General features: G+C 61.4%; 13 protein-coding genes and 1 pseudogene. 10 read left to right on the forward strand and 4 right to left on the reverse strand.

Going from position 1 to position 16,122, the window contains the following annotated elements:
• Positions 1-61 precede the first annotated feature (61 nt).
• The 3 genes from ACFFUC_RS13540 to ferA all read left to right on the forward strand — a co-directional run bounded on the left by ACFFUC_RS13540 (position 62) and on the right by ferA (position 2,790).
• The gene (locus ACFFUC_RS13540) at positions 62-1,414 is read left to right on the forward strand and encodes a TldD/PmbA family protein (RefSeq protein ID WP_377687052.1); all 1,353 of its coding nucleotides are present in this window, start codon (positions 62-64) and stop codon (positions 1,412-1,414) included.
• A complete protein-coding gene (locus ACFFUC_RS13545; RefSeq protein ID WP_377687054.1) occupies positions 1,401-2,183 on the forward strand; it encodes a 3'(2'),5'-bisphosphate nucleotidase CysQ in 783 nt (260 codons plus the stop codon). The genes ACFFUC_RS13540 and ACFFUC_RS13545 overlap by 14 nt, the downstream gene beginning before the upstream one ends.
• Positions 2,184-2,250: 67 nt before the next feature.
• Positions 2,251-2,790, forward strand: a complete 540-nt coding sequence (gene ferA / locus ACFFUC_RS13550) for a flavin reductase FerA (RefSeq protein WP_377687056.1) — start codon at positions 2,251-2,253, stop codon at positions 2,788-2,790.
• A gap of 55 nt (positions 2,791-2,845) precedes the next feature.
• On the opposite strand, the gene ACFFUC_RS13555 is transcribed toward ferA, so the two are convergent.
• From ACFFUC_RS13555 to ACFFUC_RS13570, 4 genes are all read right to left on the reverse strand, one after another.
• Complete coding sequence (locus tag ACFFUC_RS13555) at positions 2,846-3,490, reverse strand: PqiC family protein (protein ID WP_377687058.1); 645 nt, start codon at positions 3,488-3,490, stop codon at positions 2,846-2,848.
• Between the two features lie 2 nt (positions 3,491-3,492).
• Positions 3,493-5,538: a PqiB family protein gene (locus ACFFUC_RS13560; protein WP_377687060.1), complete on the reverse strand. Its 2,046-nt coding sequence runs from the start codon at positions 5,536-5,538 to the stop codon at positions 3,493-3,495.
• Positions 5,535-6,164: a paraquat-inducible protein A gene (locus ACFFUC_RS13565; RefSeq protein ID WP_377687077.1), complete on the reverse strand. Its 630-nt coding sequence runs from the start codon at positions 6,162-6,164 to the stop codon at positions 5,535-5,537. Before ACFFUC_RS13565 ends, ACFFUC_RS13560 begins: the two co-directional genes overlap by 4 nt.
• A gap of 119 nt (positions 6,165-6,283) precedes the next feature.
• Positions 6,284-6,964 carry a paraquat-inducible protein A gene (locus tag ACFFUC_RS13570; RefSeq protein ID WP_377687062.1) on the reverse strand — a complete coding sequence of 227 codons (681 nt, stop codon included), beginning with the start codon at positions 6,962-6,964 and terminating at the stop codon, positions 6,284-6,286.
• A gap of 201 nt (positions 6,965-7,165) precedes the next feature.
• On the opposite strand from ACFFUC_RS13570, the gene ACFFUC_RS13575 reads away from it, so the two are divergent.
• The 7 genes and pseudogenes from ACFFUC_RS13575 (at position 7,166) to ACFFUC_RS13605 (ending at position 15,923) form a co-directional block, all read left to right on the forward strand.
• Positions 7,166-8,758 carry a GMC family oxidoreductase gene (locus ACFFUC_RS13575; RefSeq protein WP_377687064.1) on the forward strand — a complete coding sequence of 531 codons (1,593 nt, stop codon included), beginning with the start codon at positions 7,166-7,168 and terminating at the stop codon, positions 8,756-8,758.
• Between the two features lie 69 nt (positions 8,759-8,827).
• Positions 8,828-9,622: a flagellar motor protein MotB gene (locus tag ACFFUC_RS13580; RefSeq protein ID WP_377687066.1), complete on the forward strand. Its 795-nt coding sequence runs from the start codon at positions 8,828-8,830 to the stop codon at positions 9,620-9,622.
• 87 nt (positions 9,623-9,709) lie between these two features.
• A complete protein-coding gene (locus ACFFUC_RS13585) occupies positions 9,710-11,029 on the forward strand; it encodes a flagellar hook protein FlgE (RefSeq protein ID WP_377687068.1) in 1,320 nt (439 codons plus the stop codon).
• A gap of 37 nt (positions 11,030-11,066) precedes the next feature.
• Positions 11,067-12,527, forward strand: coding sequence for a flagellar hook-associated protein FlgK (gene flgK / locus ACFFUC_RS13590; RefSeq protein WP_377687071.1), 1,461 nt, complete (start codon positions 11,067-11,069; stop codon positions 12,525-12,527).
• Positions 12,524-13,543 (forward strand): flagellin family protein, encoded by a 1,020-nt coding sequence (locus tag ACFFUC_RS13595; RefSeq protein WP_377687073.1) that lies wholly within the window; start codon positions 12,524-12,526, stop codon positions 13,541-13,543. The genes flgK and ACFFUC_RS13595 overlap by 4 nt, the downstream gene beginning before the upstream one ends.
• Complete coding sequence (locus ACFFUC_RS13600) at positions 13,540-14,640, forward strand: flagellar basal body P-ring protein FlgI (RefSeq protein WP_377687075.1); 1,101 nt, start codon at positions 13,540-13,542, stop codon at positions 14,638-14,640. Before ACFFUC_RS13595 ends, ACFFUC_RS13600 begins: the two co-directional genes overlap by 4 nt.
• A 167-nt stretch (positions 14,641-14,807) precedes the next feature.
• A pseudogene (locus ACFFUC_RS13605) lies at positions 14,808-15,923 on the forward strand (IS3 family transposase).
• Positions 15,924-16,122 lie beyond the last annotated feature (199 nt).

Genomic DNA, 16,122 nt, shown 5'->3' on the forward strand with positions numbered 1-16,122 from the left:
GACTGTTCCTTGAACACAGGGGGCCGGGCCTAGTCCCGGCCCTTTTTCATATGAGGTGGGAATGGCTGGATCAGAGATGCTGCGCGAATTGACCGGAAAACTTCTGGCCGAGGCCAAACGCGCCGGAGCCACCGAAGCCGATGCCGTCGCGCTTTCGGCCACGGCCGTTTCCGTCGATGTCCGCGAGGGGCGGCTTGAACAGGCCGAACGTGCCGAGGGCGTCGAAATCGGTTTGCGCGTCCTGATCGGCGGCAGGCAGGCGATCGTCGCGGCCTCCGACCATTCCGACCGCACCATTTCCGAGCTCGCTCTCCGCGCGGTCGCGATGGCGCGCGAGGCCCCGAGCGACGATACGCTCGGCCTTGCCGATCCCGGCCAACTGACCCGACAGACCGACAGCAGCGTGCTCGAGCTTTGCGACGAGAGCCCTGCCCCCTCGCCCGAAGAGCTGCGCGATCTCGCACTGCGGGCAGAGGCCGCCGCCCTTTCGGTCGCAGGCATCACCCAGATCGAATCGTCCAGCGCCTCGCAATCGCGGCGTGAGATGTGGATGCAGGCCAGCAACGGCTTTTCGGCAGGCTATGCCCGCAGCGGTTTCTCGGTCTCGAGCGTCGCCATTGCCGGCGAAGGCCTCGGCATGGAACGCGATTGGGCGGGCGAATCGCGGGTCTTCCGCAGCGATCTGCCCAGCCCCGAGGTCATCGGTCGGCTTGCGGGCGAGCGTACGGTGGCGCGGCTCGGGGCGCGCAAGCCCCCGACCGGCACATTCCCGATCCTCTACGACCAGCGCGTCTCGGGCGGTCTGATCGGCCATCTTCTGGGCGCGGTGAACGGCGCGGCCATTGCGCGCGGCGCAAGCTGGCTGCGCAATGATCTGGGCGAGCAGGTCCTGCCCGAGGGCTTCGATCTGCGCGAAGATCCCCATATCCGCCGCATGGGCGCCTCGCGGCTTTTCGACGGCGAGGGTCTGCCCACCGCCAGCCGCGTGATCGTCGACGGCGGAAGGCTGGAAGGCTGGACGCTCGATCTGTCGAGCGCGCGCAAACTCGGGATGGAATCGACGGCCAATGCCTCGCGCGGGACATCCTCGCCGCCCTCGCCCGGCCTGACGAATATCACGCTGAATGCGGGCAGCAACACGCCGCAGGATCTGATCCGCGACATGGGTCGCGGGCTGATCGTCACCTCGATGCTCGGCGCCTCGATCAACGGCACGACGGGCGATTATTCGCGCGGCGCGGCCGGTCTTTGGGTCGAAAACGGCGAGGTCGCCTATGCCGTCAACGAATGCACCATCGCGGGCAATCTGCGCGAGATGCTGATGCGCGTGACCGCCGCCGACGACCTGCCAGAATGGCGCCAGATGGTCGTCCCGAGCCTGCTTGTCGAAGGAATGACCGTTGCCGGCGCCTGAGGACGATCTCGCCCTCCTGCTGGCCGCCGCCACCGAAGCGGGCGAAATCGCCATGCGCTATTGGCGCAACGAGCCGCGCTTTTGGGACAAGGGCGATGATCAGGGTCCGGTCAGCGAGGCCGATCTCGAGGTGAACCGCCATCTCGAGGCGCGTCTGCGCGCGACCCGTCCCGATTACGGTTGGCTCTCGGAGGAAAGCACCGACGACGCGTCGCGGCTGGATGCCAAACGGGTCTTCATCATTGATCCGATCGACGGAACCCGAGCGTTCCTCGATGGTCAGGAAGGTTTCTCGCACTCTCTGGCGATTGCCGAAGGTGAACGCATCCTTGCGGGCGTCGTCCATTTGCCCGCGCGTCAGGTGACCTATGCCGCCTCGGCGCAGGGGCCGGCGACGCGCAACGGCCAGCCCATCGCCCCGAAAGAGGCCGATATCGCCGCCGCAACGGTTTTGGCCAACAAGCCAACGCTGAACCCCGCCTTGTGGCGGGACGGGGTCCTGCCTCCCTTCAAGCGCGACTTCCGCCCCTCGCTCGCGTGGCGGCTGTGCCTTGCCGCCGAAGGGGCCTTCAACGCGGCGGTTTCGCTGCGCGGCGCATGGGAGTGGGATATCGCGGCGGGCAGCCTGATCGCCGAGCGGGCGGGCTGTGCGGTGACCGACCGCAAGGGACGCACGATGGCCTTCAACTCGGCGGGCGCGAAACTCGACGGGCTGGTCATTGCGCCGCCGCGGCTTCACGGCGAAATTCTGGCGCGGCTTGCCGATTAAGGCGCAATTGATTTATCTCTGCGCGAATGCCTGCCGTTCGAATGCGGCCTTAGTATGAAGGGTAAACATGTCCGGGTTGCCTCCACACGACTTCGACCGCCTTGTCGATACCATCAGCTTCCACCCTTCGGCCGTCGAAGCCCGCCTGCTGCGTGACGCGCTCGGCCGCTTTGCGACCGGCGTGACCGTCATCACCACTGCGGGTCAGGAACGCGCCGAAGGCATGACCGCCAACAGCTTTTCCAGCGTCTCGCTCGAGCCGCCTCTGGTGATGTGGTGCCCTGCCCGCTCGTCGCTGCGCTACGAGCTGTTCACCCATGCGCGCAGCTGGTCGGTCCATATTCTGGGCTGCGAGCAGACCGAGATCAGCAGACGTTTCGTGCGCAGCGGCCCGCAATTTGACGGGCTGGCGGTCGAGACCACCCCCGAAGGCACGCCGGTCATTCCGGGGGTCGCCGCGCGGTTCGATTGCGTCACCCACGCGGTTCACGAGGCGGGCGACCACTCGATCATGGTCGGGCGCGTCATCCGCGTGACCACCGGCGGTCCGAACGATCATCCGCTGGTCTTTGCCGCCGGAAAATACGGCTCGTTCCAGCCGCTTTAAGCGCGGCTGGATCTTTCCTCCTCCCAAGCGGGACCGCCGGTGTGCGGGGGGCCGGTCAGAGCCCCTCGAATCCCGGCAATGCCTCAGAGAAAATCGAACTCGAGCGCGGGGTCGAAGTCCGGATCGACTGGCCCGGCCCGCCCAGCGTCGCGATCTGCCGCGCGAGTTGGGAAATTGCGGTCGATTGCGCGGCGGCAATGGCTGCCGGCTCGTCCGAGGCCATCGGCACCGAAATATCGAAGCTGCGCGCTTGGTTGCTGCCGCCAGCGGCATCATCGGCCACGAAATAGCGGCCCGAGAGACGATAGACGCCATCGGCCTGCGCCAAGGCCTTCTCGACCCGCACCTCGAGCTTCTTCCGCGGAGGCTCCGAGAGCGGCCAAGGCTCGGCAATCACCGTCGCGCCCGAGAGATCCGAGATCGTGCGCGCCAGCGTCTGGGTAAAGGCGCGTTGCGGCTGGTCGGCCCAAAGGCTGCGGTTGGCCAGACGCACGGCACCATCGCCGGACTGCCACGCCACCTCGTCGCCCGAGGCATAGCCCGGCAAGGACACGTCCTTGAGCTCGGCCGAGCCGATGCGGTCGGGCACGCGCTCGCCGGTGACCGGCGGGTCGATCAGATAGCGGCCGGTTTTCATCGGGTTCGAGCAGGCACCCACGGCAGCAAGGCAGGCCAAAGCGAACAAAGCGTTACGCGTCATCGTTATCTTCCCAAAATGAAGGCGCGGGGGTTGCGTTCGATCAAGCGCGCGAGATTGCCGAAAGCATCTGCCGCACGGCGGAATTCGCGCATCATGTTGATCGCCTCGTTGTTGAAATCGGAACGGGCTCCATAGGCGCCCACGACCTGATCGGCGGTTGCGACCAGACGCTCGAGCCGCGCGGTAAGCTGCGGCATGCGGGAGACCGAGGCCGCGACCTGATCGGCCGCCGTCTTGGCCGATTTCAGCGCGTCGTTCAGGCTGCCTGCGGCATTGCCGTCACGCAGATCGTTGAGCAGACCCGCAGCCGCTTCGAGCGTCGCGGAGAGGTTGCGCGGCAGGGCCTCGGCATCTTCCGAGCCCAGCATGGCGCGCAGATCGGCCAGAATCGCCTTGGCCTCGGTGCTGATGCCGGGGAAGTCGATCTCGTCGAAGGACACGGCCGCCGCATCGATATTCTCGACCATTTGCGGCACGTCGGCAGCGGCCAGCTTGACGGCCTCGGCCGCAGCCGTCGCCTCGTCGACAAAGCCGCGTACCTGACCCAAAGCCCCGCTTTCGCGCAGCTCGGTCACGGCAAGGCGCAGCTCGGCCGAGGTGGCCTTCATCTCCTCCACCGCCGAGCGCACGGATTCGGGGATGGCGCGGGTCGCCTCGCTGCTGGCGACCGCGGTGATCGAGCTCATCATGTCGTTGGCAGATTTGAGCACTTCCTCGATCGGCAGATCGCCCACGCGCGCCAGAAAGCCTTGGGCGGTGTCGCGGAAATCGGAAATGTCGCTCGCGACCGAGGGCAGCACAGGAAAGGGCTCCATCGCGACATCAAGCGTTGCGGGCGGCGCATCGGGCACGTCGATCATGTCGATGATCAGCGAAGTCCCGAAGAACCCCGCGCTGGCGAGGCGCGCGCGCAGGCCGTGCTCGACCCGCCGCTTGAGGAACTCGAGCGTCTCTTCGGGCGTGGTTTCGGCCGGCAGTCCAAGCCGCGAGGGCGTCAGGGCGATCACGACCTGCTGCTCGATCCGGCCCGCGCCGCCTTCGGCATCGGGATCGACCTTGACCGAAAGTTCGGTGACGCGGCCCACGGTCAGCCCCTGGAACTTGACATCCGCTCCGGTCGCCAGACCGCGTACATTGCCGTCGATCAGCACGCTCAGCCGGACGAGATCCTCTTCATCGACGAAGATCGTCTCGCGCGCCACCGCCTCGCTGGGTTGGAGCGCGAAGACATGGCCCTGCGGCACGGCGCGGCCGCCGCTGGTCAGGGTCGCGAATTCAACACCGCCCTGAAGCAGCGAGGCCACCGAGCTGACGTTCAAAGCCACGCCCTGCGGGCCGAGCGAGACCGAAAAGCCCGACGTATCCCAAAAAACCGAGGCCGTCGTCATGCGGTCGTCATGGGGCGAGGCGATAAAGGCATCGGCCAGGACCGTCTCGTCGTCTTCACCCAGACGCAGGTTCTGCATCGTGCCGACCTGCACCCCGCGGAAGGTGATCGGCGCGCCCTCGGTCAGGCCCTTGGCACTGTCCGAGGACAGCACGATCCATGTGCCCTTTTCACCGATGCGGGTCAGCGGCATGCGGTCCATGCCGGTGAAATTGCGCCTGGGCGTATCGATCGTATCGTCCCAGAACCCTTCGATGAAGGCGCCCGAGAGCACGGTATCAAGCCGCGAAATCCCCTGCGTCGAAACCTGAGGCCGCACGATCCAGAACTCCGCCTCGCTGTCGATGTAATCGGCAATATCCTTGTCGACGCGGATATTGACCACGACCTTCGACAGATTGGTCGTAAAGCGTACGCTTTCCACCTTGCCGACGGTGATCTCGCGGAACTTCAGCGCGGTCTCGCCGGGGGTGATGCCGGTCGCGTCCGAGAACTCGACGCTGATCAGCGTGCCCCGACCGGCGAAGGCGTTCCATGCCAGCCCCAGCGCCACGATCAGCGCGAGGATCGGCACGATCCAGATGAGAGAGGTCCCCGCACGCGCGGCGCGTTTGGCGGTTTTGCGGATGGGGCTTGCGGGGGCGTCAGGATTGTCTGTCAATTCCGGCTCTTGCGGTTACGCAGGGGAAGACCCCGCCAAATCAATCTCGGGTCGAAGCTTTGTGCGGAAAGCATCGTGAAAGCAACAGAGAGCGCAAAACAGACCGCAGCCGAACCCGGATGGATTGCGGCGACAAAGCCCAGTTGCACCAATGCCGAAAGGATCGCGACGACGAAGACGTCGACCATCGACCAGCGGCCGATGAACTCGACGACTTCGTAGACACGCAGACGCCGGTGGGCATCCTCGTAGGTCGCGGGTCGGCCTGCCGCGAGTGCAAGCCATGTGATGGCAATGAACTTGCTGATCGGCACGAGGACCGAGGCCACCAGAACGATCACCGCGACGCCCCAGCTGCCGTAACGGATCAGCTCGATCACGCCGCCGATAATGGTGGAATTGGTGCCGCCATGCGCGCTCAGCAGAGTCTGCGTCCGCAGCATCGGCAGCAGGTTGGCGGGCACATAGAAAATCAGTCCGGCCAAAAGCCATGCCCAGACCGCCTGCAGGCTGCGCCGGTCGGGCGGCACGAGATGGCTGCCGCAACGGGCGCAAACGGTCTCTTCATGCGGCCAGACCCGCCCGCAGCTGCGGCAGCCGACAAGACCCGCGCGGTGGGCGGTCATGACCGGACCGGCATGAAGTTCGCCAGCGCTTTGCGCGGCTGCGCCGTGGTCCGCGCCCTCATGGCCCGAGCCGTCCTGACCCTCGCGGCCCGAAACGGCCGGATGCGCGACTTCGATGCTCACAGGCTTTGCCCCTCGACCAGCTCGCGGCCGTCGGTAGACAGCCCGCCATCCTCGATCGCATCCCAGATGGTCGCGGCGCTGGTAAAGGCGTCACTGGCGATATTGACGAGAATCAGGCAGCAGAACGCCCAGAAGGCCGGCCCGAGACTGACCGTCGCAAGCCCCGCCACCTTCACCAGCGCAACCGCCGTGCCGATCACGAAAATCTCGGCCATGGACCAGGGCCGCAGGGCCTCGCACAGACGGAACGCCCCGACGGCATGGGCCCAGGGCGCCCTGCCCCGCGACAAAGGCATCAAGGTATAGGCCAGAAGGATCGCCCGCGCCGCAGGCAAGGCCACGATCATGGCAAGCACCGCGATGGTCAGCGGCATCAGCCAGCCATGCGAAAAAGCCAAAGCCACGCCGAAAAGCGATGTCGTATTGCCGAAGCCCATCCGCGAAATCTCGAGGAAGGGAAAGAAGATCGCACTGACGATCAGGATCAGCGAGGTCATCGACAAGGCGATGATGCGCGAGAAAGCACCGGCGCGCGGACGCGCCAGAACCGTATTGCAGCGGATGCAACGCGCGGTCTCGCCAAAGGACAACTCCTCGTCGATCAGCAAGGCGTCGCAGCGCGGACAAGCAATCAGCCCTTCGCCGGTTCTGAGATCATAATTGGGTTCGCGCATCATATGCGCAGATTAAACATACCTTTGTCTCCCCGCCAAGGTCGTGCTTTCATTTGCCGGCCCTTGATCTTCGCCCACAGGGCGGGATCTATGCCCTTGCAGATGCCGGTCGCCCTGCTCGCCCCCGCGCCGAGGCGGGCAAGCATCACCACGACCCCGGAGGAGGCGCCGGACCACATCTGCCCCAACGCGGGAGGAGGCACTATGGATTACGATTTCATCATCGTCGGCGCAGGCAGCGCGGGCTGCGTTCTGGCCAACCGCCTCTCCGAGGATCCCGCCAACCGCGTCCTTCTGATCGAGGCCGGCGGTCGCGACAATTACCACTGGATCCACATCCCGATCGGTTACCTTTACTGTATCGGCAATCCCCGCACCGATTGGGGCTTCAAAACCGCCCCCGAGGCCGGTCTGAACGGCCGCGCGCTGCTTTATCCGCGCGGGCGGGTGTTGGGCGGCTGCTCCTCGATCAACGGGATGCTCTATCTGCGCGGTCAGGCCGCCGATTACGACCATTGGCGCCAACTCGGCTGCACCGGCTGGGGCGCGGACGATGTGTGGCCGCTCTTCAAAGCCTCCGAGGATTACTTCGACGGCGCCTCCGAGCATCATGGCGCGGGCGGCGAATGGCGGGTCGAAAAGCAGCGCCTCCGCTGGGAAATCCTCGATGATTTCGCCCGCGCGGCCGAGGCTGCGGGCATCCCCGCCACCGATGATTTCAACACCGGCAACAACGAAGGCGTAGGCTACTTCAAGGTCAACCAGCGCGGCGGCTGGCGCGTATCGACCGCCAAGGCCTTTCTGCGTCCCGCCCTCAAGCGCCCCAATCTGACCGTTCTGACCGACCGCCATGTCCGCCGCGTCACCTTCGAAGGACGCCGCGCCACCGGCGTCGAAATCCTGCATCAGGGCCGCAACGAGACCCTGACCGCGCGCGAGGTGATCTTGTCGGCCGGTGCGATCGGCACGCCGCAAATCCTGCAACTCTCGGGCATCGGGCCGGGCGCGCTGTTGCAGCGCATGGGGATCGAGGTTCTGCGCGATGCAGCGGTCGGCGAGAACCTTCAGGACCATCTGCAAATCCGCGGCGCATGGAAGATCTCCGGTGGAAAGACTCTGAACCAGATGGTGAAACATTGGTGGGGCAAGGGGCTGATCGGCCTGCAATATGCCCTGACCCGTTCGGGTCCGATGAGCATGGCCCCGAGCCAGCTCGGCGCTTTCGCGAAATCCTCGCCCGATGTCGCGACGCCGGATCTGGAATATCACGTCCAGCCGCTCAGCCTCGAGGCATTTGGCGAGAACCTCCACGATTTTCCTGCAATGACCACGAGCGTGTGCAACCTGCGCCCCGAAAGCCGCGGCCATGTCCGCATCACCGCGCCCGACCCGCTGGCCCATCCCGAGATCGCGCCGAACTATCTGTCGACCACCTCGGACCAGCTCGTCGCCGCGAGATCGATTCGCCTGACGCGCAAAATCATGGCGCAAGAGCCCATGGCCCGCTACCGCCCCGAAGAGTTCAAGCCCGGTCCGGTCGGCGAAAGCGACGAGGACCTAGCCCGCGCCGCCGGCCAGATCGCCTCGACGATTTTCCACCCCGTCGGCACCGCCCGCATGGGGGCGGACGTGGCCGCAATCGTCGATCCGCGCCTGCGTTTGCGGGGATTTCAGGGGATTCGCGTCATCGATGCCTCGATCATGCCGACCATCACCTCGGGCAATACCAACAGCCCCACGATCATGATCGCCGAGAAAGGTGCGCGCATGATCCTCGAGGAAATGCGTCGCATTTGAGCCATTAACTAGACCTGTCTGCCGCCCTGCGAGAGCCTGCATGGATCACTCCAAGTACAAGGTCGGCTCATGCCCGCAGATTCAGGAAACTCCACCATCATCATCAAACGGGTCGTCGCATCCGGCGAAGGCGGCCATCATGGTGGTGCCTGGAAAGTGGCCTATGCGGATTTCGTGACCGCGATGATGGCGTTTTTCCTGCTGATGTGGCTGCTCAATGCCACTACGGAAAAGCAGCGCAAGGGCCTCGCGGAATATTTCAATCCGACCATTATCCAAACCCAGAACGGCGGCTCGGACTCGACCTTCGGCGGCAAGGACGAAACCGCCGAAGAAAGCTCGGGCGAGGGACAGGGCGCCTCGAAGGACACGCGCCAGTCGCAATCCTCCGAAGATGCCAAATTCGAGACGATGGCCCGCGAGGTTCAGGACCAGCTGACCGGAAGTGGCGCCGAATCGATGCAGATGACGAATATCCTGCGCCATGTCGTAACGCGGATGACCGATGAAGGGCTGGTCATCGAGCTCACCGATCTGACCAACGAGCCTCTTTTCGTGGGCGACACCGCCCAACCCGGCCCCGAGCTGCGCGAGCTTTCCGGCATCCTCACCCGTGTTCTCGGCCGCGTGAAAAACGATGTCGCGATCTCGGGCCATGTCCGCGCCTATCCCGAAATGCTGATCCAATCGCCGGTTTGGTCGCTGTCGGATGCCCGCGCCCATACCCTGCGCAACCTTCTTGGCGAGGCCGGTTTCGCCGACAAACGCGTCCAGCGCGTCACCAGCTTCGCCGACCGCCGCAACCGATCGATGAACCCGATGGATCCGGGCAACAACCGCATTGAAGTCATTTTGCTTCGCTGACCGGCGAAAATTCTTTGGGGCGTTAGCCCGATCTTAACTGCCGTGCCCCACAACTGGGGCGTAGATTTCAGGAAAGGTTCTCCACGGATGTCGATTTCTTCCGCCTTGAATGCCGGTGTCGCGGGGCTTGCCGCCAATGCCACGCGCCTTGCGAGTATTTCGGACAATATCGCGAACTCCGCGACTTACGGCTACAAGCGCGTCAATACCGAATTCGAAAGCATGGTGATCAACCAGGCGCGCGGAGCCGGTGTTTACTCGGCGGGTGGCGTTCGGGCGACCACCAACCGGCTGATCGACGAACGCGGCGCGCTGGTTTCCTCGGCAAACGCGCTCGATATCGCAATTTCGGGCCGCGGCATGCTGCCCGTGATCCAATCGGTCGCGCTCGCATCGCTCGGGAATGGCGACCGCCCCCTGATGATGACCACGACCGGCTCCTTCCGGACCGATGCAGAAGGCGTGCTTCGCACCGAATCCGGCCTTGTCCTTATGGGATGGCCAGCCAGCGCCGACGGCACGATCCCCGTCATGCCCCGCGACACGGCATCGGGCCTGCAACCGGTCGTCATCAACGCCAACCAGACTTCTGCCGATCCGACGAAGAACATGAACCTCGGAGTTAACCTGCCCGCGACCGACACGATGATGGGCGCGAGCGGCACACCTTGGCCGCTGAAGGTCGAGTATTTCGGCAACCTCGGCACTTCCGAATCGCTGAACTTCACCTTCACGCCGATGGTGAACACCACAAACGGCATGTCGAATACATGGACCATGGAAATCCGCGACTCCGCCATGGATCCGGCGAGCAACATCATCGGCACTTATGAGCTGGTCTTTGACGACAGCCAGACCAACGGCGGCACCCTCGCTTCAGTCACGATGCTGACCGGCGGCGCCTATGACCCCGTAACGGGCACCCTTGCACTGAACGTCGAGGGTGGACCGATGACCCTTGCGATCGGCCGTGTCGGCGATCCGAACGGGCTAACCCAGCTCAGCGACGACTTCGCGCCGACAAACATCACCAAAGACGGCTCGCCTGTGGGCAACCTGACAGCGGTCGAGATTGACGAAAACGGCTTCATCCGCGCGACCTACGACACCGGCTTCATCCGCACGATCTATCAGGTCCCCTTGGTCGATGTCCCCAATCCCAACGGTCTGATCGCGCTGAACAACCAAACCTACAAGGTCTCTCCCAGCTCGGGCTCGTTTTTTCTGTGGGACGCAGGTGACGGCCCGACCGGCGCCGTGGTCGGCTATGCCCGCGAAGGATCGACCACCGATGTCGCAGCCGAACTGACCGACCTGATCCAAACCCAGCGCGCCTATTCGTCGAACGCCAAGGTCATCCAGACCGTCGACGAGATGCTGCAGGAAACCACCAATATCAAACGTTAACGCCCGACATCCCCGGGCCCATCCAAGGAGAAGCTGAATGAGCATATCAATCGCACTTTCAAACGCCCTTTCGGGCCTGGGCGCGGTTTCCCGCGGTACAGAGGTCGTATCCTCTAACCTCGCCAATGCCCTTACACCGGGCTATGGCGCCAGAGAGCTGCAACTATCATCCCGTACCCTTGGCGGGAATGGCGGCGGTGTACGGGTAGAAGGCATAAATCGCCTCGTTCCGGCCGCTATCCTCGCCGATCACAGGATCGCCGAATCCAGCTTGGGATCATCTTCGACGCTCGCTAGCTTTCAGGTCGCCATGGAAAGTGCCGTGGGCAGCGTCAATCAAAGTGACTCCCTCACAGCGATCCTAAGCGAGTTCCAAGCCGCACTAACCTCGGCAGCCGCCATTCCCGATAGCGACGCAGAGCTGCGCAACGTTGCAGAAAGCGCCGTCAGCCTGAGCAACAAGATCAACTACATCGCGATCGAACTGCAAAAAGCCCGAACCATGGCCGACAAGTCGATCGAAGGCGATGTCGGTCGCCTTAACACTGCCCTTTCCGAAGTCGCCCGCCTCAATCGTCTCGTCACGATCGCGCAAGCCAAAGGTCAAGATGCATCCGCACTGATTGACGCCCGACAAGCCACGATCGACGGCATTTCAGATATCGTCCCGATCAAAGAGGTGCAGCGCGACAACGGCATGATCTCGCTCTTCACAAAGGGCGGCGCGACGCTCATCGACGGACTAAAACCCGCAAAAATAGAGTTCTCATCCGCAGGCACAGTCAGTTACCAAATGAGCAACAGTGGTGGCCAACTTTCCACCCTCACGGTCGATGGGGTCGCCCTCACCCAGGCGCAGATGAACATGTTCAAAGGCGGCGGCTTGGCCGCGAACTTTAATATCCGTGACAACCTCGCGCCACAATATCAACAACAACTCGATACACTCGCAAAAAACCTTTACGATCGCTTGTCGGACCCTTCCGTCGACGACACCCTAGCTCTTGGTGAAGCTGGTCTCTTCACCGATGCTCAAAGTGCACTCGATACTCACTCGACCTTGGGTTTCGCCAACCGCATTGCCGTAAACAACGCCATCATACCCGACGGAGGTGGTGAGCTTTGGCGTATCCGCGACGGCATGCATGCAACGCAGTCAGGCCCCCCAGGCGAAGGCGGAAGAATCCTGAACATCCTCGATGCAATCTCGACACCAAAATACAGCACTGGATCCGGCACATCTGGAGCTCTGAAGTCGCTTTTCTCGAGTGTTTCCGACCTACAATCATTCGTTGCAAACAATCGGGTCAAATCCGAAGCTAGCGAGGCCCATGATGCAACCTACGCTTCAACGATAAAGTCGTCATTGCTCGCACACGGAGTCGATAGCGACAAAGAAATGGAAACGTTACTTCAGCTCGAACGTTCCTACGCGGCAAACGCCAAAGTTATTCAAGCAGTCAACGATATGTTGGATAGCATCTTGAGGATTTCATGAAAAATCTATCATCTATTGGCGACCTTGCTCGACTCTATCACACACGTCAAAGCAACCTGTCAACAAAAAGTAAAATAAATACGTTGAGCTACGAAGCGACTACCGGAATTAAGAAAGACTTAGCGAAACATCTTGGAGGCAATACAGCAATCATCAATCAGGTCGAGCACAAACTAGCTCTTCTCGACGCCTTCAAGAAAAACACGACTGAAGCCGAGGGCACGCTAAACGCGATGCAACTTGCAATGCAATCAATACAAGACACCATCGTTGACCTTGGCCCTGCCTTGATAAGCGAAGCAAGTCTATCTTCCGACGCACAGATTGATATTCGAAACGCCCAAAGCAAAGAGCATTTAGCATCGACCATACGTGCGCTTAACACAACGCTCGCCGGAAAGTCCCTCTTTTCCGGATCCCGAACAGATACCGCTCCTCTACCATCAGCTAACGCGCTCATCGATGAAATATCATTTGAAATATCCGGCCTCAGCAGTCTAGCAGATATCGAAACCTCAATAAAGAACTGGTTCGATGCGCCCGCCGGTGGCGCAGGATACATCGACAACATATACAAGGGAAACCTCGATACTTCTCATGAATTCCCCACGTCTGAGCGACGAACGATAAACATTTCAACCAATGCATCCAGCCCCGCTATAAGAGAGATCCTGAGAGGTCTCGCGCTCTATACAATAGCCGGATCACCTCAGACCAACCAAGATGGTAACCTGCAAAGAGGTCTTCTCATCGCTGCCGGAGAGGCTTTAATCCATGGCAATGACCTGATGTCCATCGAGCGCTCGCGCGTAGGCTTCAGCGAGGAACTCTTGAAAAAAGAAATTGCACAAAATTCTAGCGAAAGCTCCGCACTCTCTGTTAGTCGCAATACCATGATCACTGCTGAACCATTTGAAACGGCCCTTTCCTTGAAGGAAACGGAAAGCAATCTAAATAACCTTTACACACTAACAGCCCGACTTTCTTCACTTAGGCTGACGGACTATCTCAGATGAGGTGTGTGACTCTATTCTTAATTAGCATTCTCCTCCCACTTTCATCTTTCTCCGCACCCATTCGCATAAAAGATATCGTGAACATCGAAGGCGTTCGAGGTAACGATCTCGTAGGTTATGGCTTAGTCGTCGGACTAAGCGGGTCTGGTGATAGCCTCAGAAACAGCCCCTTTACAGAAGAGATAATGGCCAATCTCCTTGAAAGACTGGGCATTAACATAGCCGGCGAAAACACCAGACCTAAGAACGTTGCAGCAGTCATCGTCACAGCTTCACTGCCCCCATTCTCGCGAAACGGCTCACAAATTGATGTAAATGTAGCGGCAATCGGAGACGCGAAAAGCCTCCTTGGAGGGACATTGGTCATGACACCGCTCAATGCGGCTGACGGAGAGGTATACGCCGTCGCTCAAGGCGCGGTTCTCTCGGGCGGTGCAGAGGCCACAGGGGAGGCGGCATCAGTGGTACTCGGTGTTCCCACCACCGGCACTATCCCTTTGGGTGCAAGAGTCGAACGCGAAGTAGGCTTTTCATTCTCAGAAATGAAAACTATTAAGCTTGCTCTACGCTCTCCTGACTTTACCACGGCCGCGCGTATTGAAGCAGCAATTAACAACGATTTCAATGCGGGGTTAGCCACTCTCATAGATTCAGGAACCGTTGTAGTAGAGCTTTCTCAGCTCGGTTCCGTGAATCCTGCCCGTTTGATAGGCAGAATTGAGAGTATCAAGGTAGAACCGGAAGCGATCGCACGCGTTGTGGTCGATCATAAATCCGGAACAATTGTGCTTGGGGATGACGTCCGCATTTCCAGAGTAGCAATCTCCCAAGGAAATCTATCTCTCCGCGTGCGAGAGTCCCCGCTCACATCCCAACCCAATCCGTTCGCTTTTGGGGAGACGATAGTCCAGCCCAGAACTGAAGCAGAAATTGCACATGAGCCTGGGACTGGCTTAGCTGAAGTGAGGGGCGAAGCATCACTCTCCGAAGTCGTCGCTGGCCTCAACTCCCTAGGTGTTAAACCACGAGATCTAATCGATATTCTCAAATCGATTCATGCTGCTGGCGCCCTCCACGCAGACTTCATCGTTAACTAGGCTCAGGACCCATTGTGGCTCATAGCCAGAACAGGACGATTGCTGGGCGGGGTAATCCTCCCAAAATTTAGCGGGGTTCAAACGTAGAGTTTTCTCGTAGTGACCTGCTCCCCAGAACGTCCCTCGGTTTAATGTAGATTTTGCTTCATCACGAAGGAGCAAACGACATGAGGAAAAGCCGCTTCACCGAGGCACAGATCATCGGAATGATCAAGGAGCAGGAAGCCGGAATGGCGACGGCGGAAGTCTGTCGCCGTCATGGCCTGAGTCCAGCGACGTTCTACAAGTTCAAGGCTAAGTATGGGGGCATGGACGTGTCCGATGCCCAAAGGCTGAGGGCGCTCGAAGACGAGAACGGCAAACTGAAGCGCCTGCTGGGAAAGCCATGACGACACCGAAAGCACGGCGGGATGCGGTGCTCAGGGCGATGCGGGATCATGATATCTCGCAGCGCCGGGCCTACCTCCTGATCGGTGTCGATCCGAAGACGGGGCGGCGCGAGTGGCCGCCCGACAACCCGGAGATCCGCAAGGCTATGCAGGAGATTGCGGCGCTACGCCGACGGTTCGGTTATCGGCGGATCGGTCTGCTGCTGGAGCGCAGAGACATGCTGATGAACCCAAAGAAGCTGTATCGGCTCTAGCGACGAAGGGCTGTCGGTCCGGCGCAGGCGCGGCCGCAAGCGGGCGCGTGGCACACGCACGCCGATGCCTCTCGCCCTGATGCCGAACCAGCGCTGGTCGCTGGACTTTGTTGCCGACACGTTCGGGGCGTCGCGCAAGTTCCGGACCCTGGTCGTGATCGACGATTGCTGCCGAGAGAACCTGTGCCTGATCGCCGACACCAGCATCTCGGGCGCAAGGGTCGCGCGTGAGCCGAACGCGCTGGTCAGGATCTATGGTAAGCCGGCCTGCATCGTCAGCGACAATGGCACCGAGTTTACCAGTCACGCCATCCTGAAGTGGGCCGAGAAGAATGACGTCGCCTGGCACTACATCGACCCTGGCAAGCCACAGCAGAATGCCCTCATCGAAAGCTTCAACGGCAGGCTGCGCGACGAACTGCTGAACGAGGAGATCTTCGACACCCTGGATGACGCCCGCCGCAAGATCGCGCTTTGGCGCTACGACTACAACGCCGTCAGACCGCATTCCTCGCTCGGCAACCTGACGCCGCTCGAAGCGCGCCGGACGCTTGCGCTAACTGATGGCGCCGCGCCCGGCGCGCTTGCCCAGAACCACCGACCCAGCTACCAATCACAAACCGGCAGACTCTCGTTATGAATGAGGGACCAACGGGGGGCAGGTCAGAACGGGTGCGGACGATGAACGCGAACGGGTGCTGAATCGAACCAAAACCCGCCCCACTGCCGAGATGAAAGTTCAGTGGCAGGTCAAAACCTCACGGATTCACACGTCTTCGGCATTTATGAACGCAAAAAGCGCCCATTTTGGGCGCTGTTTTTTTGGATATTGGTTGCGG

It is taken from the genome of Paracoccus cavernae (assembly GCF_042430175.1).
GTDB classification, from domain to species: Bacteria; Pseudomonadota; Alphaproteobacteria; order Rhodobacterales; family Rhodobacteraceae; genus Paracoccus; species Paracoccus cavernae.

Coding starts and splice junctions, on each gene's coding strand:
- ACFFUC_RS13555 (WP_377687058.1), bottom strand. CDS start 3,490: ATGACGCGTAACGCTTTGTTCGCTTTGGCCTGCCTTGCTGCCGTGGGT.
- ACFFUC_RS13600 (WP_377687075.1), top strand. CDS start 13,540: ATGAGGTGTGTGACTCTATTCTTAATTAGCATTCTCCTCCCACTTTCA.
- ferA (WP_377687056.1), top strand. CDS start 2,251: ATGTCCGGGTTGCCTCCACACGACTTCGACCGCCTTGTCGATACCATC.
- ACFFUC_RS13580 (WP_377687066.1), top strand. CDS start 8,828: ATGCCCGCAGATTCAGGAAACTCCACCATCATCATCAAACGGGTCGTC.
- ACFFUC_RS13575 (WP_377687064.1), top strand. CDS start 7,166: ATGGATTACGATTTCATCATCGTCGGCGCAGGCAGCGCGGGCTGCGTT.
- flgK (WP_377687071.1), top strand. CDS start 11,067: ATGAGCATATCAATCGCACTTTCAAACGCCCTTTCGGGCCTGGGCGCG.
- ACFFUC_RS13540 (WP_377687052.1), top strand. CDS start 62: ATGGCTGGATCAGAGATGCTGCGCGAATTGACCGGAAAACTTCTGGCC.
- ACFFUC_RS13565 (WP_377687077.1), bottom strand. CDS start 6,164: ATGACCGCCCACCGCGCGGGTCTTGTCGGCTGCCGCAGCTGCGGGCGG.
- ACFFUC_RS13570 (WP_377687062.1), bottom strand. CDS start 6,964: ATGATGCGCGAACCCAATTATGATCTCAGAACCGGCGAAGGGCTGATT.
- ACFFUC_RS13595 (WP_377687073.1), top strand. CDS start 12,524: ATGAAAAATCTATCATCTATTGGCGACCTTGCTCGACTCTATCACACA.
- ACFFUC_RS13585 (WP_377687068.1), top strand. CDS start 9,710: ATGTCGATTTCTTCCGCCTTGAATGCCGGTGTCGCGGGGCTTGCCGCC.